This window comes from Youxingia wuxianensis (assembly GCF_014385085.1).
GTDB classification, from domain to species: Bacteria; Bacillota; Clostridia; order Oscillospirales; family Ruminococcaceae; genus Youxingia; species Youxingia wuxianensis.
On sequence record NZ_JACRTD010000011.1, the window covers coordinates 16,717 to 38,826 of the forward strand.

Below are 22,110 nucleotides of genomic sequence, written 5' to 3' on the forward strand. Positions count from 1 at the left end.
GGGCAGTTTGCTTTTTATTTAAATTTTCCCACCACAATAGGGATAGCCTTGTGTTTGTTCTCTATTGTTACCTGATTAAACCGTCCCCCAAATTCGCCGTCCAAGGTCCAGGGGACCTCTTCCTGGGAGGTGATATGGATACGGGACGCTTTCAAAGAACGAACGAAATCTGACTTCTTTTCCAACCCGATTAAATAATGAACGAGGGTTTGCAGCTGCGCCAGATTTTCCGGCATTTTGATCAGGGATACCTCGAACAGTCCGTCGTCCATAGAGACATCCCGCAGGTTCATCCCCTGAAAACCGCCGATAGAAGTGGAATTGGCAGCCATACCAAACAGAAAATCGTCCTCGATAACACAGGTTTCCGTTTCCACCCGCAGGCGATAAGATTTCAGCTGCGGCAGATGTTTAATCCCCTCCAGAAAATACGCCAGCCTTCCCAGCACATTCTTAAAGGACTGGGGAGTGTCGTACGCCACGTCGGTAAACGCCCCAAAAGCGGCTACATAGGTAAAATATTCTTGATTGAAACTGCCCACATCACAATGAAAAACTACGCCGTCCATAGCCGTCTGAGCGGCTTTAAGCATATTTTTCGGAATATGGAGACTGGAAGCAAAATCGTTGACCGTCCCAGCTGGGAGATACCCCAGCGCCGGACGCTTTTCACAGTCCATCAGCCCGGATACCGTTTCATTGAGAGTAGCGTCTCCGCCGCAACACACGATCATATGATAATTTTTGGCTTCCTTTTGAACAATTTGTGTGGCGTCGGATTTCTTCTGGGTAGGGTGGACAGTGACGGTATACCCGTATTTGGTAAACAGATCGATAATTCCCAAAAGCTGACTTTTGACAGCCCCTTTTCCCGCCATAGGATTTACCACAAACAGTAATTTCTTTTTCATGCGTTTCTATTCTCCCTTTTAAAAAGGATGCTTTTTTATAGCCTTCATTAAACGGAGCACGTCTTCCAATGTATGCTGATAATCTTCATAACTGCGTTGTTTGGCCTCTGCCCGGGGTACAGCCAGCCGGTTGATAGAAAAGATGGCGCTGACTCCCTGCTCATATGCGCCGTATGCGTCGTCCGCCACATCGCCGACAATAGCAATCACCGGAACATTTTGTTTTTTTGCCCGACGGGCTACCCCAATCACGACTTTTCCCTTTAAGCTTTGGCTGTCAATTTTACCTTCCCCAGTAATCACCAGATCGCAGCCCTCCAGCTTCTGATCAAATCCCACCAGATCCAGTACAGTTTCAATGCCGGATTTCAGTCTGGCCCCGAAGAAAGCGATGGCTCCTGCGCCCATCGCTCCTGCAGCCCCGGTTCCAGGGACCCGCCCCAGGGAAGGGATATTCAACTGAGACTGCAAAACAGTATCAAACGCCCGCAGGTTTTTATCCAGCATAGCTGTCATTTCCTCGGAAGCACCCTTTTGGGGAGCGAATATATAGGCGGCGCCGGCAGGACCATACATAGGGTTTTCAATATCACACATAGCAGTGACAGCACAATTTTTTAACAGTTCTTTTGCCGGGGAAATATCAATCTTGGCAATTTGATCCAGAGAGGCCCCCACAGGAAGAAACTTTTCTCCCCGGCTGTTATAAAACTCTACTCCCATTGCGGCGGCGCAGCCGCAGCCGCCGTCGTTGGTGGCACTGCCTCCCAGACCGAGAATAATATGGGCTGCCCCTTGGCTGACCGCGTGGCGCATTAGTTCCCCCACACCATAAGTAGTAGTAAGGGAGGGGTTTTTCTTTCCGTAGGTTAAAGGAAGTCCTGCGGCGGCCGACATTTCGATTACGGCAGTAGCTCCAAAACGGGCATAGCTGGCCTCGATGGTTTCCTGATATGGGCCGTGCACCGGAAGAGTAATTTTCTGTCCGGGCAGCGCCCGCAGAAAACATTCCACCGTACCTTCTCCGCCGTCGGCGACTGGAAGGGCGATAACTTCACAATCAGGGAAAAAGCGGCTGATGGAATTTGCGGCTACTTCACAAATAGTCATAGAACTTAACGATCCTTTAAAAGAATCGGAAATTACAATACATTTTTTCATAGGTTCCTCCACAAGAATGGACATTACAGCACTTAATTATAGCATAAACCAAATTTAATCACAATTCATCTTACATTCGTAAATTAGCAAAACGCTTTCCTCCCTTTTTCATTGAAGATCAAATGAAAATGTACTATAATAAAACAGCAGAAAACGATGGTTTAAGTTTTGACCGCAGAGAGGAATATATTTATGAAAAATAGAAGAGCAGATTGGATTTGGGGAGTTGCGTTTATTCTTTTAGGCGTAGGCTTTGCAGGAAACGCTTTTGGAATATGGGATTTTAATTTATTTTTTGATGGTTGGTGGACACTGTTTTTAATTGTTCCTTGTGTTTTCAGTATCATAACCAGTGGATTTCATACAGGGCCGGTAGTAGGCTTAATCGTCGGTGTAATGCTGCTGTTGTCCGCGCAGGGAATTGTAGACTGGAATATTTTCAGAAAATTAATTTTACCGGCGGTATTTGTCCTGATCGGTTTGCAAATCTTGCTCTCCAACCGTGGAAAACGTCAGGAGCAGCCTGCGTCGCCGGCCTTTGAAACCAACGGCAGAATGCCGGGAGACGAATATTTTGCCGCGTTCGGCGCGAGAAAAGCGGCAATCAATAATGAAACTTTCCACAACGCTAACGCTACGGCGGTATTTGGAAGCGTGGAGCTGGATTTAAGAAATGCGTTAATCAACGAGGACATTATCATCTCCGCTACGGCAGTTTTTGGCGGGGTTGAGATATTTTTGCCCTCCGATGTCAAGGTACAGGTGGCCAGCACCCCTATCTTCGGCGGAGTTTCCAATAAGGCGGCCGGCTCCCAGGCGGTCAACGCGCCAACGGTTTATGTGAAGGCTATTTGTATGTTTGGAGGGGTGGATATCAAATGAATGGGACGCAAAAACTGATTAAATACCTAGCGATGGCTTTGGCGGCGGTATTAGCGGTAGGCATTATTGCTGTGATTATTCGGGTAGGAGTAGAGATTGCGGCTTCTGTTTTAGGGATGGAAAGCAGCTCTAATCGGGGAGATTTTCTGCAGGAATACGAGGGGATTTCATCCTTAGGCACTGAGAATAGTATAGGGATGGAAAGCAGCTTTAATCAGGGAGATTTTCTGCAGGAATACGAAGGGATTTCATCTTTGGACATTGAGAACGATATTGGATACCTGAATATAAAAATTGCCGAAGGGGATAAAATTAAGGTGGAGGCCAGCAATATAAACGAGCGGTTTTTTGTCAAAGCACAAGGACATACATTAAAAATTAAAAATGAAGAACCCAGCGAAAAGATATTCACCAAAGAAGAACGCAGAGATGATTGTGTGATCAATTTATATCTTCCTAAGGATTTTGTCGCCCAAGAAATGGAGATTGAGCAAGACGCCGGAGTAATCAATATTGAACGGCTTTACGCCAATGAACTGGAGATTGACGGAGGGGCCGGAAGCATGGAAGGCACGGACATTAAGGCCAACAGAGTGCAGCTCAGCGCCGGGATGGGGGAATGGATTTTAACACAGGTGCAGCTTAACAATCTGGAGCTGGAAACTGGCGTGGGCAGTACTCAAATCACTGGGATAGTAACCGGCAGAAGCTCAATTGAGTGCGGCGTAGGAGAGGTGATTTTAAATCTCAATCAGCCAAAAAGCGATTTCGGATATAAAATCAGAGAAGGTATTGGGCAGGTAACTTTTAACGGGGAGACAGTTTCCCCCAGAATATTTGAAAACCCCAATGGGGCGCATTTTTTGGAAATTCAGGGCGGCATAGGCGCGGTAGACGTCACCTTTGCCGACGCAGCGTAATCCAAAAGACAAAAAAGGAGGCTGGCAAGAGCTTCCTTTCTTTGGCAAAGGGGAAGAAAATATGATGTGGGAAAAGGATATTTTAGGGCGAAAAGCTTTTATGAACGGTGAAATAGATCTCCGGCGCTCCCGCCGAAAGACTCTTTCTTTGCGGGTAACGCAGGACGGAATAGTACAGATAAGGGCCCCTGGGGGCATGCCCCAGGAAGTCATAGCCGCTTTCATTAAAAAACACGAGACCTGGCTGAGACTTCACCAGCAGCAAGCGCTCGCCAAAAAACGGCGCCGGGAAGCGTTTGAGTTTGAAGAAGGACAGAAGCTGCTTTATCTGGGAAAGGAAATCCCGATTGTATTGTCCCAGGAAAAAATCGGCGTTTTTGAGGGAGAATTTTGCCTCCCATTGGAAAAAGAAAACAGGTCTCTGGCGGCAAAACAGTGGATTTCGCAACAGGGGCTTTTATTGGCGCAGCAGAAAGCGGCTTATTTTTCCTCCCAGATGGGCGTAACCCCCGCTGGGATTAAAATTACGCAGGCCGAAAAACGGTGGGGTTCTTGTTCGGGAAAAAACCGCCTGTGTTTTTCTTACCGGCTGTTCTGCCTGCCGCTGGAAACGGTGGAGGCAGTGATTGTACATGAGCTGGCTCATATCCGGGAGCACAACCATTCCCCCAGATTTTACAAAACGATACAGGCAGTGTTGCCGGATTATAAACAGCGGTGTATTCCTTTAAAGGAATTTGAACATATCGGAAAGGCTTAATTTAGGAGGAAATATGGATACCATATTTTACAATGGAAAAATAAAAACCATGGATTCCCACTATCCGCTGGCGTCGGCAGTAGCGGTAAAAGACGGGCTGATTGCGGCGATTGGCGGAGAAGAGCTCCTTGCGTTCAAAACGCCGACTTCCCGGCTGGTGGATTTAAAAGGGCGTCTGATGCTTCCTGGTTTCGGGGACAGTCATATGCACGCCCTGGAATTTGGGGAGAGTCTGGTTAATGTGGATTTAAACAGGTGTTCCTCCATTGAACAAATGATTGCCACAGTGAAAAGCTTTATTCTTGATTTGAGTATTCCAGCGGGGGGATATGTAGTAGGGCGAGGATGGGATCAGGAGATATTTGCGGAAAAAAGACTGCCTACTCGATGGGATCTAGACCGGATTTCTACCCGGCATCCAATTGTTCTCACCCGTACCTGCGGCCATATGGCCGTAGCCAACAGCAAGGCGCTGGAGATATATGGAATTACTGCCCATACCCCTCAGCCGGAGGGCGGCGCGTTCCAAGTGGACGAATATGGGGAGCCTACGGGGATATTCACCGAACTGGCGATCAACTTGGTGGCGCCGAACAGGACCAATATATCCGTGGAGGACAGCAAGGAGAGTATCCTGCGGGCGCTGGAGTATGCCTCTTCCAAAGGGATTACCTCCATACACACGGAGGACTTGGCGTCCTGTCCGGGGGTGGATTATCAGGTGATTTTGGACGCGTACGAGCAGCTCGCCCAAGAAGGCCGCCTACCGGTGCGCATCTATGAGCAGTGTCTGCTTTCCAGCTGTGAGGAGCTGGAGGGGTTTATCAATAAAGGATATATTCAGGGAATCGGAGATGAATTTTTTAAGATCGGCCCGCTGAAAATTATTATTGACGGTTCTTTAGGCGCCCGCACCGCGTATATGCGCGTGCCGTATAAAGATGATCCTTCCACCCGGGGCATTGAGGTGGTTAACCAGAAAGAGCTGAATGAATTGGTGCTGTGTGCCCAGCGTCATTATCTGTCGGTGGCCATTCATGCGATTGGGGACAAAGCTGTTGAAATGGCGTTGGACAGTATTGAACACGCCCAGGAGCAATGCCCTCACGGGGATCTTCGCCATGGGATTGTTCATTGCCAGATTACGGATCATGCGCTGCTGGAAAGATTTTCCCAGCTTGGCGTGCAGGCGTATATCCAGCCAGTGTTTGTAGCAAGTGATATGTATATAGCGTCTGTCCGGGTGGGAAAAGAGCTGGCCCGTACCAGCTATAACTGGAGATCACTATATGAGTTGGGAGTGCACATATCCGGCGGTTCTGACTGCCCGATTGCGCCCTTGGATGTCCTGCAAGGGATTTATTGCGCTGTTACACGCAAAGATTTGAACGGAAACCCGCCTGAGGGCTGGTATCCTGAGCAGTGCCTAAGTGTGGAACAAGCGGTGGAACTGTATACAAAAAATGTAGCCTGGGCATCCTATGAGGAAAAAATGAAAGGGACGATTTCCTTTGGCAAATATGCGGATATGGTAGTGTTGGATCAGGACATCTTCCAGCTTTCCCCGGAAGAAATTTTAACCGTAAACGTGGATATGACTATTATGGACGGGGTGATCCGCTACCTGAGAGAGGAAGAAAAATAATAACTAAGAAGGCGATTAATATGAAAAAAGACAGTGCGGAAATTTTGTGTGTAGGAACGGAGATTTTGCTGGGGAATATTGTAAATACCAATTCTGCCGTGATCTCCCGGGGACTAGCGCAGCTGGGAATTAATATGTATCATCATACGGTGGTAGGGGATAATCCTCAACGGCTGAAAGAAGCTTTGGAAATTGCGTTTTCCCGCAATAATATTGTTATTACCACCGGAGGATTGGGGCCCACTTACGATGATTTAACCAAAGAAACAATCGCGGAGTATTTCGGCGTACCGCTAGAACTGCATTCGCCGTCCCTTGTACTGATTAAAGATTTTTTTAAGAGGATCGGCCGGGAAATGACTGAAAACAACATTAAACAGGCGCTGCTTCCCAAGGGCTGTATTGTGCTGGAAAATCACAACGGTACCGCGCCGGGCGCGATTATCGAGGGGGAGGGCAGGACAGCGGTTATGCTGCCAGGCCCGCCCAGAGAAATGGAGCCGATGTTCCGGGAACAGGTAATGCCCTATTTAGAAAAACGTTCCCAACAGGTGCTTCGTTCCCATTGCGTATATTTCTTCGGGATCGGGGAAAGCGCATTAGAACAGCAGCTGCGGGAGAGAATGATTTCTATGGAAAATCCGACTCTTGCTCCTTACGCGAAAGACGGGGAAGTGATGCTGCGGGTGACCGCGTCGGCAAAGGATGAAATGCAGGCGGAAGCGCTGCTCAAACCAGCGGTGGACCAGTTGGTAAAAGAGTTCCCAACACTGATTTATGGGGTTGATGTGGACAATTTACAAACCGCGGCGGTTGGGGAACTTTCGAAGAAGGGGCTGAAAGTAGCTACGGCGGAAAGCTGTACTGGGGGCTATATTTCCAAGCGAATTACCGAGGTAGCGGGCAGCTCTCAGGTGTTTGACTGCGGGGTAACCAGTTATGCCAATGAGATAAAAGAAAAGGTGTTAGGGGTGTCCCATGAAACTCTCCAGACATATGGAGCCGTATCTCCCCAGACTGCCCGAGAAATGGCGCAGGGCGTGCGCGAGCTGGCGGGGGCGGATATCGGGGTTTCTACGACGGGGATTGCAGGACCGGGCGGCGGCACTCCTGAAAAACCCGTAGGTCTTGTGTATGTAGGGGTAAGCAGTCCTTGGCACAGCGAGGTGATTACCCTTCATCTGGCCCGGGGAAACTATGATAACGAGCGGGAGCTGATCCGTTACCTTGCCGCATCTCACGCGCTGCATCTGGTGATAAAAACAGCTAAGTTAAAATAGGATAGTTTTTTATGGGAAGAATATGCTGGAATAGTAAGTATTCTTTCGTAAAAAAGGAGAAAAATAAAAGCAAAGGAGTGTTGATGGCTTCTTTGCTTTTATTTTTAAGGAGGAAAAAAGATGAACGCCAACAAAGTTGTCCTCATTGGGGCAGGAATGGTAGGCGCGGCTACGCTCAACTCCATTTTGATGCTAAACTTAGTTTCAGAACTGGTAGTAATCGATCAAAACGTTCAGCGGGCACAGGGAGAAGTGATGGACGCCAGCCACACCACCGCCTTTGCATACAGCAGCGGAGCCAATATTCGGGTAGGTACCTATGCGGACTGCAAGGACGCCCGGATTATTGTAATGACGGCCGGACCCAGTATTAAGCCGGGAGAAAAAATGGACCGGCAGATTTTGGCGCAGCAAAATGCGGGTATTATGACCCAGGTTATGAGCGAAATTACAAAATATACGCAGGACGCTATCATTATTACGGTTACCAACCCAGTAGATGTGGTTACCTACCTCGCAAAAACCAGAGCCAACTATCCGGGGAATAAAATTTTTGGGACCGGTACCTTGCTGGATACTGCCCGGATGCGCCAAATTATTGCCCAACAGGTGGGGGTGGACAGTAAAAATGTTCATGGATATGTATTAGGGGAACATGGAAACAGCGCGTTTATCCCATGGAATTTGGTGGATATTGCGGGAGTTCCAGTGGATCAGTTGGACAGGGCGTTTCATATGAAAGCGCCTATTGATAAAGAAAAGGTCTTTGAAGGGACCAAATCCGCTGGGTTTGATATTATACAGCTCAAAGGCTATACCAGTTCGGGCATCGCTATGAGCGTATGCCGGCTGATCAAAGCCATCATTTTAGATGAGCGCAGTATCCTGCCCATCTCGGTGGTGCTGGACGGTCATTACGATACGAAAAATGTGGCCTTAAGCGTTCCTTGCGTAGTGGGGAAAAATGGTGCGGAACACATTTTGGAGGTGCCGCTTACTTCAGAAGAGAGGCGGCAGTTTAAACAATGCGCCCAGAACTTAACGGATATTTTAGGGAAAATCAGCTGATAGAAAAAGAGGGAATGTTTTTGACATTCCCTCTTTTTTTGATTATCATAGGACTATGAAATAGAAAGGAAACAGGCGAGAAAATGGAATTGACGGATTGTACCCTTTGTCCCCGGGAATGTCATGCAAACCGGACCGCTGGTCCTGGGTATTGCGGCGGCGCGGCAAAGGTAAAAGTGGCTCGGGCGGCCTTGCATAAATGGGAAGAGCCCTGTATCAGCGGGGAGGAAGGTTCGGGAACTATCTTTTTTTCCGGATGCTCGCTGGGATGCTGTTTTTGTCAGAATTATAAGATCAGCGCTCAAAACTTCGGAAAAGAAATTTCAGTAGAAGAGCTTTCCCAGCTGTTTTTGAAAATGCAGCGGCAGGGAGCCAGCAATATAAATCTAGTCAGCGCGGCCCATAATGTCCCCTGGGTGATCCAGGCGTTGAAGCGGGTAAAAGGAGAGTTGCATATCCCGGTGGTGTACAACAGCGGGGGATACGAAAAAGTGGAAACACTGCGGCAGTTGGAAGGATATGTGGACGTATATCTTCCAGATTTAAAATTTGTGGATTCCGCCCGGTCTGCCAGGTACTGTCAGGCCCCGGATTATTTTCAGGTAGCTTCCAAGGCGATTTTAGAGATGTACCGCCAAGTGGGGAAGGTAGAGCTGGATGAACGTGGGATGATTCAAAAGGGGATGATTATCCGGCATTTAGTTCTTCCTAAGGGAAGATTTGATTCACAGGCGGTCCTTGAGTGGATCAAACAAGCGCTCCCCGTTGAGGAAGTGCTGGTCAGCATCATGAGCCAGTATACGCCCTTTTATCACAGCACCGAATATCCGGAACTGGGACGGCGGATATCTACGTTTGAATATAATTATGTGGTAGACTGTGCTTTAGACCTAGGAATCCAAGGATTTATGCAGGAGAAAAGCTCCGCAAAGGAAGAATATACGCCGGAGTTTAACCTGCAGGGGATAGACGACTAAACCGGCCGCAGGAGTATCCTTGCGGCCGGTTTTCATTTTATAAGGCGACTTCCCCCACATAACTTTGAGAGAAAATTTTTCTTACCTGTTCGCAGTTCTGGGACTGACCCAGCGCCCAGATCAGCTTAGTAACCGCGGCTTCCGTGGTCATATCGAATCCTTGGATCACCCCTTTTTCCAATACCTTTTGACCGGTCTGATAGATAGAGAAATCACTTCGCTCAAACAGGCACTGGCTGCACACCACCACGGAAATTCCATGATCGGCAATCTTCTGAAGCTTGGACACCAAATCCCGATGGATAAAATGCAGTCCGCCGGCGCCAAAAGCCTCAATGACAATCCCTCGGTAATTCATTGTAAGGAGCATATCAAAAATTTCCGGGTTAAGACCGGGCGTCAATTTAATTAAAAATACATCCGTACACAGCGTGTCCTCCAGGACAAATCTCCCCTGTACAGGCGGAATTACCTGGTGGTTGATATTCAGCCCTCCTGCATCCACCGTACCGGCATAATCGCAGTTGACGCTTTCGAAAGCGTCAAAGCCGGTGGTGCGGATTTTTACTGCCCGAGCGCCTAAAATCACCTTCCGGTTAAAGGCCAGAAATACTCCGGGTACCTGACTTGCCGCCATAGCGAAAGCGGTGCGCAGATTATCGAACCCATCGGTCAGCGGATGCTCCAAAGGAAGCTGAGAACCGGTAACCACCACAGGAATAGGCACATTGCGCAGCATAAAGGCCAGGATAGAGGTAGTGTACGCCATGGTATCCGTACCGTGGGTGATAACAATACCATCGTATTGCGCGGCGCAGTGGTAAACCTCCCGGGCGATTATCCGCCACTCTTCCGGCTGAATGTTGGAACTGTCCAAGTGAAGCAGATCCTTAGAAAAGACCTCATAGTTTTGTATTAGAACGCCTATCATGGAAAGAATATCGTCGCTTCCAATGGAAGGCGCCAGACCTTCGGGCCCTGGCTTGCTGGCGATAGTGCCGCCGGTGGAAAGGAGAAGGATTTTCTTTTTCATAGCATCACCTTGTTCTCTTTGCATTCTATAATCATTTCCCGCACCTGCTCCCCGACCAATTTAAAATCCTCCTTAGAAAATTCTTCAGTAGAGATCATCGGCAGAATAGTCACTTTTACCTGGGCAGGCTTTATCATCATATGATTCATTTCCATCACCTTGTAAGAGCCGTCGATACATACCGGTACAATGGGAACGCCGGTCTTTTGCGCAGCACGAAATCCACCGGGCTTAAATTCACCCACCCGATCGCCGCGGCTGCGGGTTCCTTCCGGGAAAATCACCACCGAATACCCCTTTTTAATGTTTTCAATCGCTTTATTCAGCGCGGCGGCCGATTGACGCACATCATGCCGGTCGATGAACACACAGTGAAGATACTCCATCCAGGTGCGGATCATAGGAATTTTGGCAGTTTCTTCTTTTGCCAGGATAGAGTGGGGTTTTCCCAGCTGGGTAAGTACAATAGGAATATCAAAATACCCTTGATGATTACAGACAAACACGCAAGGTGTTTTTGGGAGATATTCCTGACCGGAAACCGTTATTTTTACTCCAGCCAACCCAAGAAGCCGGTTTGCCCAGCAAACTACTGTTTTTGAGGTAAGCTCGTCCGCCTGCCGGGTTTGGCCTTGGGCGAACATTTTTTTCACCCGGTACATCCGGGGAAGCAGTACGATTAAATACAGCCAAAAATAAATGAACCAGATAATTGTTCTCATAATTTCTTTCTCCTAGCAAATACAGTATTTTTATTGTACCCTTGCAAAGTGAAAATTGCAAGGGTACAATAAGCAAAGACAGGAGGAAGCAGCATGGTTTATGAAAATATCCGTAAAGCTCGGTTTCTTGAACGGCCTAACCGGTTTATTGCTCAGGTAGAATTAGATGGGAAAAAGCAGATCTGTCATGTGAAGAATACCGGGCGATGCAAAGAACTGTTAGTGCCGGGAGTGGAAATTTATGTCCAGGAGCATGATAATTCCGCCCGGAAAACGAAGTATTCTTTGATTGCAGTTCAAAAAGGAAAGCGGCTGATCAATATAGACAGCCAGGCGCCCAATAAAGCGGCCCGGGAATGGTTGGAGAAGGGGGGACTTTTCCCATTGACCCGACTGCAACCGGAAAGCAGGTATCACGACTCCCGGTTGGACTTCTATCTGGAAGGGGAAGGTCGCCGGGCGTTTATGGAAGTAAAGGGAGTTACTTTGGAAGAGGACGGCGCGGTTCTTTTCCCCGACGCGCCTACTCAGCGGGGAATCAAGCATTTGCGGGAGCTGTCCGGTTGTGTCAAAGAAGGATATGAAGCATATCTTTTATTTGTCATCCAGATGAAGGGGGTTTCTTACTTCACCCCCAACCGCAGCACACATCCTCAGTTTGCCGACGCTTTAGCCCAGGCCCAAGCCCAGGGTGTACAGCTGATTGCGATGGACTGTCAGGTGACACCGGAACGGATGGTATTGGCAGATTTTGTAGAAATAAAACTATAAGTATAATAAAAAGGCGATGTGTTTTACACATCGCCTTTTTATTATACAATTAGTAATTGCTATGTGATTATGCGGCAGGAACCACAGCGCCAGCATAAGTCTCGTTAATAAAGGCTTTTACTTCATCGCCTTTGAGAACTTCCACTAAAGCGTTGAGTTCTTCTCTTTGCTCGTCGCCTGCACGTACAGCAATAATATTGGCATAAGTCTCCGCCGACAGAGAATCCGCAGCTTCGGTAGCCAGCGCGTCAGCCAGGCTCAAGCCCGCCTGAATAGCATAGTTACCATTGATCACAGAGATATCAACATCCGGCAGGGAACGGGCCAGCTGAGCGGCTTCCAATTCGACGATATCCAGATTTTTTGGGTTTTCGGTAATGTCGTTTTTGGTGGCCTGAACGCCCGCCTCTGGATTCAATTTAATGAGTCCCTGAGCTTCCAAAAGAAGCAGCGCTCTCGCTTCGTTCGTGGCGTCGTTAGGAACGGAAACTTTCGCGCCGTCCGCCAGATCTGCTAAAGCAGCGGTTTTGCCGGCGAAAATGCCCATGGGTTCGTAATGAATCGCACCGATGGAAACCAAGCTGGTTTTATTTTCTTCGTTAAAGTTATCCAGGTAAGGTTTATGCTGGAAGAAATTCGCATCCAGCTCGCTGCTTTCCAGCGCCATGTTGGGAAGGACATAATCAGTAAATTCCTGAACGGTGAGATCAACACCCTTTTCTTTAAGCAAATCTTTGGCAAAATTTAAAATTTCTGCGTGGGGTGTCGGGGTGGCTCCTACAGTGATGGAAACCAGGTCAGCGTCGTCCTGGGAAGGCGCTGCATCCTCGGAAGGAGCATCCTCAGAAGGAGCGTCCTCAGAGGGAGCTGCGTCAGAAGCAGGAGCGTCAGTGGACGGAGCATCGCTGCTTTCGTTGCTGGAACAGCCCGCAAACACGGAAACCACCAGCAGAACAGACAGTAACAAGCTAAGTACTTTTTTCATTTTTGTTTTCCTCCATAATACTAAATCTATTTACGCTTATCCTTCATACGGGTAAGCTTCATACCGGTCTCCTGTATAATCTGCACAATAATGATCAGAAGAATTACGGTGACCAGCATAATATCGCTTTGATAGCGGTAATAACCATAATTTACAGCGATCGCGCCAAGGCCGCCTCCGCCGCAGAAACCTGCCATAGCGGAATACCCTAAAATAGTAGTAGCGGCAATTGCGCATCCGTTAATCAGCGAGGGCATGGATTCAGACAGCATTACCCTCAGGATGATCTGCATAGAAGTGGCGCCCATAGACTGCGCCGCTTCGATCACCCCCTTATCCACTTCTTGAATAGAACCTTCCACCAGCCGGGCGACAAAAGGAGCCCCGGCAATCACCAGGGAAACAACCGTCGCTTTCGGACCGATAGAGGTTCCCACAACAAAACGGGTAAACGGGATAATAGCGACCGCTAGGATCAAAAAAGGCACGGAACGAGTGAGGTTGACAATCACATTGAGCACAGAGTTAAGCCATCCGCAAGGACGGATTCCCTCATTGTCGGTGACTACAAGAACAATTCCCAGCGGGAGCCCAATCAAATAAGCAAACAGGGTGGAGAACACGACCATGAACAGGCTCTCTAAAATACCTTGCAAGAGCATATCAATGACAACTTTATCGAACATAGCCGTTTACCTCCTCTACTGTGAGATCATGAGAACGCAGATAATTCATAATTTTGTCAGCGGCGAGGGTTTCTTTGGGAAGCTGGATGACCATCTGTCCCACTGCCTTGCCGTCGATATTTTTGGTATCCGCATACAAAATATTGACCGCGGCTTTGCAGTCCAAAACCATATTGGCAATCACCGGTTCAAAGGAATTACGTCCATCGAACACAATACGGGCGCATCGGGTACCCTCAAAGGTTACCGGGCGCTCCCCATTTGGATATACCAAACGCTGCGCGGCCTGAGACTGAGGACGGGCAAAAATTTCAGATACGTCCCCCACTTCCGCAATCCGGCTTTGATCAATGATTGCTACCCGGTTGCAGATCTCTTCAATAACACTCATTTCATGGGTGATGATAATAATCGTAATGCCAAACTGCTGATTAATGCTTTTTAAAAGGGCCAGAATAGAACTGGTAGTCTGCGGGTCGAGGGCGCTCGTAGCTTCGTCGCACAGCAAAACCTTTGGGTTGGTGGCCAAGGCTCTGGCGATAGCGACACGTTGTTTTTGTCCGCCGGAAAGCTGGGCCGGATAAGATTTTGCCCGGTTAGAAAGGCCCACCAGCTCCAACAGCTCCCATGCCCGCTGCTGCGCTTTGGCTTTGGAAACACCAGAGATTTGAAGAGGAAAACAAATATTATCCAAGGCAGTTTTCTGCATAAGCAGATTAAACTGCTGAAAGATCATACCCATCGACCGGCGGGCCTCCATAAGTTGGGACTTAGAAAGGCTCATAAGATCTTTTCCGTCAAACAAAATGGAACCCTGGGTGGGTTTTTCCAACAGATTGATACAACGCACCAAGGTGGATTTTCCCGCGCCGCTGGCGCCGATGATCCCAAACACATCCCCTTTTTCGATGGCCAGGTTGATATCGGTTAATGCATGGACCTCGCCGCCTTTTGTTTGAAAGGTCTTGTCCATAGAAATTATTTGGATAATTGGATTCTCCCCGCTCACAATCCAGCCTCCTCTTTCAGGTAGTTCATCGTAATATTATACAATACTTGTGGACAGATAGCAACACGCAAACCGGAGGAAATCCAGTGGATGAAAGGAAGGTTTTTGGTTATTTTAAACTGAGTTTTCCTTCCGTGCTATTTAAAATGGGGAAAGTCACCGAAACCTGTTGACAAATTGAGAAACGATATTTTATACTGTTCATAACAAGTAGATATTCGAATGAAAAACCCGGGAGAGATCTTCTTTTCAGCAGAAGGCGCCGAAGGTGAAACGTTAGGAAACTCTCAGGCAAAAGGACCGGGCTTGGACGAAACTCCGGAAAGCTGGTTAAACCAGCACCGAAGAAGCAATCCTGTGAAATTACGGGAGAATCTTTCAGGTCAGTTAACGGAGGCGCATTATGATAGCAATATGGTAATGCGTCTCCGTTTTATTTTTATCAAAGAAGAAAAGAGGGATTTCATGGAACAAAAGACGCCGCTTTACGACTGCCATGTAACATGGGGCGGAAAGATCGTGCCTTTTGCCGGCTACCTGCTGCCTGTTCAGTATAAAACGGGAGTGATCGCCGAACATATGGCGGTGCGCACCAAAGCAGGTCTGTTTGACGTTTCCCATATGGGAGAGGTTACCTATAAGGGCAAGGACGCTCTGGCAAATCTGCAAAAACTGCTCACCAATGATTTTACCAATCTGCCGGACGGTGGGGTCCGCTACAGCCCTATGTGCAACGACCAGGGAGGGGTAGTAGACGACCTGATTGTTTATAAGATCAGTGATGAAAACTATATGGTGGTGGTCAACGCTGCCAACCGGCACAAGGATGTGGCCTGGATGAAGGAGCATCTTTTCGGGGAAGTAGCTTTTGAAGATATCTCCGACAGTATGGCCCAGCTAGCGCTGCAAGGCCCCAACTCTTATGAAATCCTGAAAAAGCTCACGGAGGAAAAATACATCCCGAAAAAATATTATTCTTTTGTAAACGAAGCCTATGTAGGGGATATCCCTTGTATCATCTCTAAAACCGGATATACCGGGGAAGATGGCTACGAAATTTATATGAAGAACCGCTATGCCCAGCAGATGTGGAACTTGCTGCTGAAAACCGGCAGCGAGTCAGGGCTTATTCCCTGCGGGCTGGGAGCCAGGGATACTCTTCGTCTAGAAGCGGCCATGCCCCTTTACGGCCATGAAATGGACGATACGGTGACGCCGCCGGAAGCGGGACTTTCTTTCGCGGTAAAAATGGAGAAAGACGACTTCATCGGAAAGGCCGCGTTAGAGGCCAGGGGTCCTCTTACCCGCAAACGGGTGGGATTAAAGGTTACCAGCCGAGGAATTGTACGGGAGCAGGAAGAGGTTTACATGGGAGACAGACTGGTCGGGCATACTACCTCCGGAACTCACTGCCCTTATCTGGGCTGCGCTGTGGCCATGGCGCTGGTGGATATCGACGCCGCGAACGCGGGCTCCCAGGTGGAAGTATTGGTACGGGGGCGAAAGCTAACCGCCGAAATCGTGAATCTTCCGTTTTATAAACGGAATAAATAATATATTTCCTATATGTTTAATATGATATAAAAATAGCACGGTTTTCCTGATTTGTCAATATAAAATTTACTTATTTTAGGAGGAAAAGAAAATGACAGTAAATTCGGAAATGTTGTATACCAAATCCCATGAATGGATAAAGCTGATGGATGATACCACCGCCCGGGTCGGGCTTACTGATTTCGCCCAGGCTTCGTTGGGAGATTTGGTGTTTGTAAATCTGCCGGAGGTAGGGGATCCAGTAGCCGTAGAGGAATCTTTTGCCGATGTGGAATCCGTAAAAGCCGTATCCGATGTGTACAGCCCGGTAACAGGAACCATATCCGCTGTCAACGAGGAACTTTTAGATGCTCCGGAAAAAATTAATGCCGAGCCGTACGAAGCCTGGCTGGTAGAGATAAGCGATATCACCGACAGGGAGGATCTGCTCACTCCAAAAGAATATGAGGAGCTTTGTGAAACGGAGGGCGAATAATGGGAAGCTATGTTCCGTCGACCCAGCAGGAACGCCGGCGGATGCTGGATACCATAGGGGTCAGTACGATTGACGATTTATATTGCCAGGTGCCAAAGGAAGTAAAACTGCAGAACTTAAATTTGCCCCAGGGGAAATCCGAGTTGGAAGTGAGATCCTGCATGGAGGCCTTAGCGCAAAAAAACATGCAGTTTACTTCTATTTTCCGGGGAGCCGGAGCGTATCACCACTATATTCCCGCGATTGTAAAAAGCGTAACCTCCAAAGAAGAATTTGTTACTGCGTACACGCCCTATCAGGCGGAAATCAGCCAAGGGGTTCTGCAGTCGATTTTTGAATTTCAGACGATGATCAGCCAGCTCACTGGGTTGGATGCTGCAAACGCCTCTATTTACGATGGGGCCAGCGCCGCCGCGGAAGCGGCGGCTATGTGCCGGGATCGTAAACGACAGAAAGTACTGGTATCCGAGGCGGTTAATCCTGGGGTGCTTTCCACCATACGAACTTACTGTGAGGGAGCGAATACTCCCTTGGAAGTGGTTCCTGTAAACGACGGCGTGACGGACAAACAGGCGCTTTCACAGATGCTGGATGAAACAGTCAGCTGTTTTTACATGGAATATCCCAACTTCTACGGCCAGATAGAGGATGCGACCGATTTGGGGGAGCTTGTCCATCAGGCGGGAGCAAAATTTATTATGGGCTGTCATCCTATCGCTATTTCTCTGCTGAAATGTCCGGGGGAATGCGGCGCGGATATTGCGGTTGGAGAAGGACAGCCGTTGGGGATGCCGCTTGCTTTTGGCGGACCATATCTGGGGTTTATGACCTGCACTCAGGCCATGGTGAGAAGGCTGCCAGGCCGGATTGTGGGGGAAACGGTGGATCTGCAAGGCAAACGGGCCTATGTACTTACTCTACAAGCGCGAGAACAGCACATCCGGCGGGAGAAGGCCTCCAGCAACGTTTGTTCCAACCAGGCGCTGTGTGCAATGACCGCTTCGGTTTATATGGCGGCGATGGGAAGCGCGGGAATGAGACAGACGGCGAAGCTGTGTATGTCCAAGGCCTCTTATGCTGCGGGAGAGCTTTGCAGTATTCCTGGAATTTCTCAAAAATTCAAAGGCCCGTATTTTAATGAGTTTGTCACCCGCTGTCCTTCTTCTCAAAATATCCTTTGCGCTCTGGAAGAAAAGGGGATTTTAGGCGGACTGCCGCTGGATGAGGAAAGTATCCTGTGGTGCGTCACTGAGATGAACAGCAAAAAACAGATCGACCAAATGGTTGAGATTGTAAGGGAGGCGGTAAAATGAAACTGATTTTTGAACGCAGCCAGGAAGGCCGGGGATGCAGTATTCTGCCCGCCTGCGATGTGCCGGAAGTGGACTGCTCTCCCGAGATAAGCCGTAAGGCGCCTTTGCATCTTCCTCAGATCGCGGAGGTGGACATCAGCCGTCATTATACCGAGCTGATGAAACAGACCCATGGCGTGAACGATGGATTTTATCCATTAGGCTCGTGTACCATGAAATACAACCCGAAAATCAACGAAGAAATCGCCGCCCTGCCCGGATTTTCCAAAATTCATCCCCTTCAGCCCTCCCATACTGCGCAGGGTTGCCTGGAAGTGCTGGGGCTTGCGGAAAAGTATTTGTGCGAGATCACCGGCATGGATCATATGACGTTCCAGCCGGCTGCAGGAGCCCACGGGGAATTTACCGGGCTTTTGCTGATCAAAGCATATCACAAATCCAGAGGCGACACGGCTCGCACCAAAATTATCGTTCCCGATTCCGCCCATGGAACCAATCCTGCCAGCGCGGTGATGGCCGGATTTACGGTGGTAAATATTCCGTCCGGGGAGGATGGATGCGTAGACCTGGAGAAACTTCGGCAGGCAGTGGGGGAAGATACTGCCGGGCTGATGCTGACCAATCCGAATACCGTGGGAATTTTTGATAAAAACATCCTGGAAATCACAAAGACGGTTCATGACGCAGGAGGACTGAATTACTATGACGGCGCCAATTTAAACGCGGTGATGGGAGTGGTGCGGCCAGGGGATATGGGATTTGACGTGGTGCATCTGAACCTGCATAAAACCTTTTCCACCCCGCATGGCGGCGGCCCGGGAAGCGGTCCCGTAGGCTGCAAGGAACTGCTGTCGGCGTTTTTGCCCAGCGGCCACGTAAGTTGTGAAGAGGATGGAACCTATGGGTTTGATGCGCCGAGTCCCCGGTCTATCGGAAGCGTAAAGAATTTTTATGGAAATTTCCTGGTAGTGGTAAAAGCGTTAACCTATATTCTCACCCTAGGGCGGGAAGGCATTAAAGAAGCGGCCCAGAACGCAGTGCTCAATGCCAATTATCTGATGGCTCGGCTGAGCGATCTGTATGATATGCCTTACGCGGGGCCGTGCATGCATGAATTTGTCATGAGCCTGGAGCCTCTTAAGAAAGAAAAAGGCGTTACCGCCATGGATATTGCCAAGGCTTTGTTGGATCATGGAATCCATCCGCCTACCATGTATTTCCCGCTGATCGTCCATGAGGCGCTGATGGCGGAGCCTACAGAGACGGAAAGTATAGATACCCTTGACGGGGCGGCTCAGACATTCCGGGAGATTTATCAGCAGGCGCTGGATAATCCTCAAAGCCTTCACGATGCTCCGGTGAGCACTCCGGTGCGCCGCCTGGATGAAGTAGGCGCGGCAAGAAATCCCAAACCGACTTACTCTTTTTAAGACGCGGATATGGTAAAGCGTATACGGGTACTTCAGTGGTATGAAACCAACCCTTACAGGAACTTAGCTTTGGAGGAATATCTGCTGGATCAACTCCCGGCGGGGGAGTGCATCCTTTATCTGTGGCAAAACCGCCATACAGTGGTGATAGGCAGAAATCAAAACGTCTGGAAAGAGTGTAGTTTGGCCCTGTTGGAAGAGGAGGGGGGCTATTTGGCCCGCCGCTCTTCCGGGGGCGGCGCGGTGTACCATGATCTGGGGAATTTGAATTTTACCTTCCTGGCCCATGACGAGGATTTTGATGTGGAAAAACAGCAGGAAGTAATTTTAAATGCTTTGAAAAAAATGAAGATTTGCGCGGTGAAATCCGGCCGCAATGACCTGACGGTGAACGGCTGCAAATTTTCAGGGAATGCTTTTTATCACAAAGGAGGCCGCAGCCTCCATCATGGTACTCTACTGGTGGACGTGAATATTCCATCCCTGTCAAAATATCTTACGGTATCCTCAGAAAAACTTCGTTCCCATGGAGTAAGCTCGGTAAGATCGAGAGTGACTAATTTAAAAAACTATTGCCCCAAGCTAACCGTAGATCTGCTGCGTCAGCGGCTGGTCGGCTCTTTTGAAGAGATATATGGCTTCTCGGCGGCGCCTATCCTGGAACAAGAGATTTGTATGCAGGAAGTGGAGAAGCTATATGAAAAGTACTGTTCGCAAAGCTGGAAGTTCGGACGCAAGATTACCGCCAGCTATACATTGGAACATCGGTTCGCCTGGGGTGGAATACAGATAAAAGCGCTTGTGAAAGGCGGACTGATTAAGGAGGCCGCTGTTTTTTCCGATGCGATGCAGGCCCAATGGCCCAGTCAGTTTGAGCAGGCGTTAACAGGGAGTTTGTTTTCCTCCCAAGCTATGGCGCAGGCGGCTCTGCAGACGCCGCAGACGGATGAATTGACCCGGAAAATGGCTGAAGATGTAGCCCAGCTGTTGTTGGAACAGCGATTATAAAAGGAGGCGAACGCCCATTGGATACAAGTTATGATCTGGTTGTTATCGGTGCGGGCCCTGGCGGTTATGTAGCGGCGATCCGCGCCGCTCAATACGGAAGAAAAGTTGCCATTGTGGAAAATCGGCAGCTGGGAGGAACCTGCCTCAACCGGGGCTGTATCCCCACTAAAACCCTGATGCATGCTTCTCAGCTGTTGTGGGAAATAAAAAACTGTCAGTCTATTGGAATTACCGTGGAAGGCGCCGGATATGACCTGCAGACGATGTATGCCCGCAAGGACGAGGTGGTTTCCCAACTGCGGGAGGGAATTTCCCGCTTGTTAAAAGCCAATAAAATTACTGTCTTTGAAGGTACGGGGCGCATTTGCGCTCCAGGAAAAGTAAAAGTTTTTGGAGAAGAAACTCACGAGCTGCAAACGCAGAATATCCTGATTGCTACCGGCTCAGTTCCCCATAAACCGCCCATAGAAGGGGCCAGCCTTCCCAATGTATTCACCAGCGACCAGCTGCTTAACCTAAAAGATAAGCAATATCAGCGGTTAGTAATTATCGGCGGCGGAGTAATTGGAGTAGAATTTGCGACCATTTTCAACGCCCTTGGCTGTCAGGTAACAATCATCGAGGCGCTGGAACGGGTCCTGCCGGGGATGGACCGGGAGATTTCACAGAACCTATCCATGATCCTGAAAAAGCGGGGCGTTGCCATTCATACTGGCGCGAAAGTTGCCAAGATAGAGGAAAGCGGTGAGCTTTCCTGCTATTATGAAGAAAAAGGCGCGCTTCAGGAAGCGAAAGCGGATGGTATTTTAATTGCTACCGGGCGCAGGCCCTATACCGACGGTTTGCTTTGTGAAGAGGAATTACGGTTGGAGATGGAGCGGGGGGCAATTGTGGTAGACCACAGATTTGAGACCAGCGTGCCTGGAATTTATGCCATCGGGGACGTCATCGCCGGTTCCACCCAGCTGGCCCATGGCGCGTCCGCTCAAGGACTGGCGGCGTCGGCGTATATCTGCGGACAGCAGGAGCCTTTTCCTGATCTTGTGCCCGCCTGTGTATATACTGATCCGGAAATCGCCTGCGTAGGCCTTTCGGCGGATCAAGCCAAGGCAAAAGAAATTCCTGTCAAAACGGGAAAGTACCTGATGAGCGGGAATGGAAAATCCTTGCTCTCCCAGCAGGAACGAGGATTTATCAAGCTGGTGGTCCACGAACAGACCAATAAAATTCTGGGCGCCCAGTTGATGTGCGCCCGTGCCACAGATATGATCAGCGAGATTGCTGTGGCAATTAAGGCGGAAATGACCGCCGGGCAGCTGGCTGAGGTGATCCGTCCTCATCCCACCTTCAGCGAGGGAATCACGGAAGCGGCCCAGGAAGTTGATAAAAAAGCGATCCATTCTCTTCCAAAACGCTAAACCTCTTTTCTCCCAGAAAAACGAAGCCCCCCTGTATGCTTGGCCATACAGGGGGGCTTCGTCGACTAAAGTGGGAAATAATCCAATCTATTATAAGGAGGT

At 49.0% G+C, this 22,110-nt stretch carries 21 protein-coding genes and 2 riboswitches; of the genes, 14 read left to right on the plus strand and 7 right to left on the minus strand.

The genetic code is table 11. The annotated features are described in order from the left end of the window. Positions 1 to 14: 14 nt before the first annotated feature. The gene (locus tag H8705_RS12525) at positions 15 to 911 is read right to left on the minus strand and encodes a diacylglycerol/lipid kinase family protein (protein WP_262396131.1); all 897 of its coding nucleotides are present in this window, start codon (positions 909 to 911) and stop codon (positions 15 to 17) included. Between the two features lie 18 nt (positions 912 to 929). Further along, a complete protein-coding gene (locus H8705_RS12530; RefSeq protein ID WP_262396132.1) occupies positions 930 to 2,072 on the minus strand; it encodes a glycerate kinase family protein in 1,143 nt (380 codons plus the stop codon). A 192-nt stretch (positions 2,073 to 2,264) separates the two neighbouring features. Here H8705_RS12530 and H8705_RS12535 point away from each other — a divergent pair, with 192 nt between their 5' ends. From H8705_RS12535 to H8705_RS12565, 7 genes are all read left to right on the plus strand, one after another. Next, positions 2,265 to 2,954 carry a cell wall-active antibiotics response protein gene (locus H8705_RS12535; protein ID WP_262396133.1) on the plus strand — a complete coding sequence of 230 codons (690 nt, stop codon included), beginning with the start codon at positions 2,265 to 2,267 and terminating at the stop codon, positions 2,952 to 2,954. Next, positions 2,951 to 3,874 carry a DUF4097 domain-containing protein gene (locus H8705_RS12540; protein ID WP_262396134.1) on the plus strand — a complete coding sequence of 308 codons (924 nt, stop codon included), beginning with the start codon at positions 2,951 to 2,953 and terminating at the stop codon, positions 3,872 to 3,874. The genes H8705_RS12535 and H8705_RS12540 overlap by 4 nt, the downstream gene beginning before the upstream one ends. A 61-nt stretch (positions 3,875 to 3,935) precedes the next feature. After that, entirely contained in the window at positions 3,936 to 4,634 is a 699-nt protein-coding gene (locus H8705_RS12545; protein ID WP_262396135.1) for a M48 family metallopeptidase, read from the plus strand. A gap of 13 nt (positions 4,635 to 4,647) precedes the next feature. Continuing rightward, complete coding sequence (locus tag H8705_RS12550) at positions 4,648 to 6,279, plus strand: amidohydrolase (RefSeq protein WP_262396136.1); 1,632 nt, start codon at positions 4,648 to 4,650, stop codon at positions 6,277 to 6,279. A 20-nt stretch (positions 6,280 to 6,299) separates the two neighbouring features. Beyond that, a complete protein-coding gene (locus H8705_RS12555) occupies positions 6,300 to 7,559 on the plus strand; it encodes a competence/damage-inducible protein A (protein WP_262396137.1) in 1,260 nt (419 codons plus the stop codon). Between the two features lie 120 nt (positions 7,560 to 7,679). Beyond that, complete coding sequence (locus H8705_RS12560; protein WP_262396138.1) at positions 7,680 to 8,627, plus strand: L-lactate dehydrogenase; 948 nt, start codon at positions 7,680 to 7,682, stop codon at positions 8,625 to 8,627. 83 nt (positions 8,628 to 8,710) lie between these two features. After that, positions 8,711 to 9,604 carry a radical SAM protein gene (locus H8705_RS12565; protein WP_262396139.1) on the plus strand — a complete coding sequence of 298 codons (894 nt, stop codon included), beginning with the start codon at positions 8,711 to 8,713 and terminating at the stop codon, positions 9,602 to 9,604. Between the two features lie 37 nt (positions 9,605 to 9,641). On the opposite strand, the gene H8705_RS12570 is transcribed toward H8705_RS12565, so the two are convergent. Next, positions 9,642 to 10,637, minus strand: coding sequence for an asparaginase (locus H8705_RS12570; RefSeq protein WP_262396140.1), 996 nt, complete (start codon positions 10,635 to 10,637; stop codon positions 9,642 to 9,644). Further along, positions 10,634 to 11,359 (minus strand): lysophospholipid acyltransferase family protein, encoded by a 726-nt coding sequence (locus tag H8705_RS12575; RefSeq protein WP_262396141.1) that lies wholly within the window; start codon positions 11,357 to 11,359, stop codon positions 10,634 to 10,636. The genes H8705_RS12570 and H8705_RS12575 overlap by 4 nt, the downstream gene beginning before the upstream one ends. A gap of 93 nt (positions 11,360 to 11,452) precedes the next feature. Here H8705_RS12575 and sfsA point away from each other — a divergent pair, with 93 nt between their 5' ends. Continuing rightward, positions 11,453 to 12,130: a DNA/RNA nuclease SfsA gene (sfsA, locus tag H8705_RS12580; protein ID WP_262396142.1), complete on the plus strand. Its 678-nt coding sequence runs from the start codon at positions 11,453 to 11,455 to the stop codon at positions 12,128 to 12,130. A gap of 67 nt (positions 12,131 to 12,197) precedes the next feature. On the opposite strand, the gene H8705_RS12585 is transcribed toward sfsA, so the two are convergent. Genes H8705_RS12585 through H8705_RS12595 form a run of 3 tightly spaced genes read right to left on the minus strand, consistent with a single transcriptional unit; the run spans position 12,198 to position 14,774 of the window. After that, positions 12,198 to 13,115: a MetQ/NlpA family ABC transporter substrate-binding protein gene (locus H8705_RS12585; protein WP_262396143.1), complete on the minus strand. Its 918-nt coding sequence runs from the start codon at positions 13,113 to 13,115 to the stop codon at positions 12,198 to 12,200. A 26-nt stretch (positions 13,116 to 13,141) separates the two neighbouring features. After that, positions 13,142 to 13,801: a methionine ABC transporter permease gene (locus H8705_RS12590; RefSeq protein ID WP_262396144.1), complete on the minus strand. Its 660-nt coding sequence runs from the start codon at positions 13,799 to 13,801 to the stop codon at positions 13,142 to 13,144. After that, a complete protein-coding gene (locus H8705_RS12595) occupies positions 13,791 to 14,774 on the minus strand; it encodes a methionine ABC transporter ATP-binding protein (RefSeq protein ID WP_262396172.1) in 984 nt (327 codons plus the stop codon). The genes H8705_RS12590 and H8705_RS12595 overlap by 11 nt, the downstream gene beginning before the upstream one ends. Positions 14,775 to 15,032: 258 nt before the next feature. Next, a riboswitch (glycine riboswitch) is annotated at positions 15,033 to 15,123 on the plus strand. A gap of 3 nt (positions 15,124 to 15,126) precedes the next feature. Beyond that, positions 15,127 to 15,206, plus strand: a riboswitch (glycine riboswitch). Positions 15,207 to 15,275: 69 nt separating this feature from the next. On the opposite strand from H8705_RS12595, the gene gcvT reads away from it, so the two are divergent. The 6 genes from gcvT to lpdA all read left to right on the plus strand — a co-directional run bounded on the left by gcvT (position 15,276) and on the right by lpdA (position 22,008). After that, complete coding sequence (gene gcvT, locus H8705_RS12600) at positions 15,276 to 16,364, plus strand: glycine cleavage system aminomethyltransferase GcvT (RefSeq protein WP_262396145.1); 1,089 nt, start codon at positions 15,276 to 15,278, stop codon at positions 16,362 to 16,364. Positions 16,365 to 16,455: 91 nt separating this feature from the next. Continuing rightward, positions 16,456 to 16,839, plus strand: coding sequence for a glycine cleavage system protein GcvH (gcvH, locus tag H8705_RS12605; protein WP_262396146.1), 384 nt, complete (start codon positions 16,456 to 16,458; stop codon positions 16,837 to 16,839). Further along, positions 16,839 to 18,152, plus strand: coding sequence for an aminomethyl-transferring glycine dehydrogenase subunit GcvPA (gene gcvPA / locus H8705_RS12610; RefSeq protein ID WP_262396147.1), 1,314 nt, complete (start codon positions 16,839 to 16,841; stop codon positions 18,150 to 18,152). Before gcvH ends, gcvPA begins: the two co-directional genes overlap by 1 nt. Beyond that, on the plus strand, positions 18,149 to 19,582 hold the full coding sequence (gene gcvPB / locus H8705_RS12615; protein ID WP_262396148.1) for an aminomethyl-transferring glycine dehydrogenase subunit GcvPB: 1,434 nt from the start codon (positions 18,149 to 18,151) through the stop codon (positions 19,580 to 19,582). Before gcvPA ends, gcvPB begins: the two co-directional genes overlap by 4 nt. Positions 19,583 to 19,591: 9 nt before the next feature. Then, positions 19,592 to 20,590: a lipoate--protein ligase gene (locus H8705_RS12620; RefSeq protein ID WP_262396149.1), complete on the plus strand. Its 999-nt coding sequence runs from the start codon at positions 19,592 to 19,594 to the stop codon at positions 20,588 to 20,590. A gap of 17 nt (positions 20,591 to 20,607) precedes the next feature. Continuing rightward, positions 20,608 to 22,008 (plus strand): dihydrolipoyl dehydrogenase, encoded by a 1,401-nt coding sequence (gene lpdA, locus H8705_RS12625; protein ID WP_262396150.1) that lies wholly within the window; start codon positions 20,608 to 20,610, stop codon positions 22,006 to 22,008. The last annotated feature ends 102 nt before the right edge of the window (positions 22,009 to 22,110 follow it).

Coding starts and splice junctions, on each gene's coding strand:
- H8705_RS12525 (WP_262396131.1), bottom strand. CDS start 911: ATGAAAAAGAAATTACTGTTTGTGGTAAATCCTATGGCGGGAAAAGGG.
- H8705_RS12530 (WP_262396132.1), bottom strand. CDS start 2,072: ATGAAAAAATGTATTGTAATTTCCGATTCTTTTAAAGGATCGTTAAGT.
- H8705_RS12535 (WP_262396133.1), top strand. CDS start 2,265: ATGAAAAATAGAAGAGCAGATTGGATTTGGGGAGTTGCGTTTATTCTT.
- H8705_RS12540 (WP_262396134.1), top strand. CDS start 2,951: ATGAATGGGACGCAAAAACTGATTAAATACCTAGCGATGGCTTTGGCG.
- H8705_RS12545 (WP_262396135.1), top strand. CDS start 3,936: ATGATGTGGGAAAAGGATATTTTAGGGCGAAAAGCTTTTATGAACGGT.
- H8705_RS12550 (WP_262396136.1), top strand. CDS start 4,648: ATGGATACCATATTTTACAATGGAAAAATAAAAACCATGGATTCCCAC.
- H8705_RS12555 (WP_262396137.1), top strand. CDS start 6,300: ATGAAAAAAGACAGTGCGGAAATTTTGTGTGTAGGAACGGAGATTTTG.
- H8705_RS12560 (WP_262396138.1), top strand. CDS start 7,680: ATGAACGCCAACAAAGTTGTCCTCATTGGGGCAGGAATGGTAGGCGCG.
- H8705_RS12565 (WP_262396139.1), top strand. CDS start 8,711: ATGGAATTGACGGATTGTACCCTTTGTCCCCGGGAATGTCATGCAAAC.
- H8705_RS12570 (WP_262396140.1), bottom strand. CDS start 10,637: ATGAAAAAGAAAATCCTTCTCCTTTCCACCGGCGGCACTATCGCCAGC.
- H8705_RS12575 (WP_262396141.1), bottom strand. CDS start 11,359: ATGAGAACAATTATCTGGTTCATTTATTTTTGGCTGTATTTAATCGTA.
- sfsA (WP_262396142.1), top strand. CDS start 11,453: ATGGTTTATGAAAATATCCGTAAAGCTCGGTTTCTTGAACGGCCTAAC.
- H8705_RS12585 (WP_262396143.1), bottom strand. CDS start 13,115: ATGAAAAAAGTACTTAGCTTGTTACTGTCTGTTCTGCTGGTGGTTTCC.
- H8705_RS12590 (WP_262396144.1), bottom strand. CDS start 13,801: ATGTTCGATAAAGTTGTCATTGATATGCTCTTGCAAGGTATTTTAGAG.
- H8705_RS12595 (WP_262396172.1), bottom strand. CDS start 14,774: ATGGACAAGACCTTTCAAACAAAAGGCGGCGAGGTCCATGCATTAACC.
- gcvT (WP_262396145.1), top strand. CDS start 15,276: ATGGAACAAAAGACGCCGCTTTACGACTGCCATGTAACATGGGGCGGA.
- gcvH (WP_262396146.1), top strand. CDS start 16,456: ATGACAGTAAATTCGGAAATGTTGTATACCAAATCCCATGAATGGATA.
- gcvPA (WP_262396147.1), top strand. CDS start 16,839: ATGGGAAGCTATGTTCCGTCGACCCAGCAGGAACGCCGGCGGATGCTG.
- gcvPB (WP_262396148.1), top strand. CDS start 18,149: ATGAAACTGATTTTTGAACGCAGCCAGGAAGGCCGGGGATGCAGTATT.
- H8705_RS12620 (WP_262396149.1), top strand. CDS start 19,592: ATGGTAAAGCGTATACGGGTACTTCAGTGGTATGAAACCAACCCTTAC.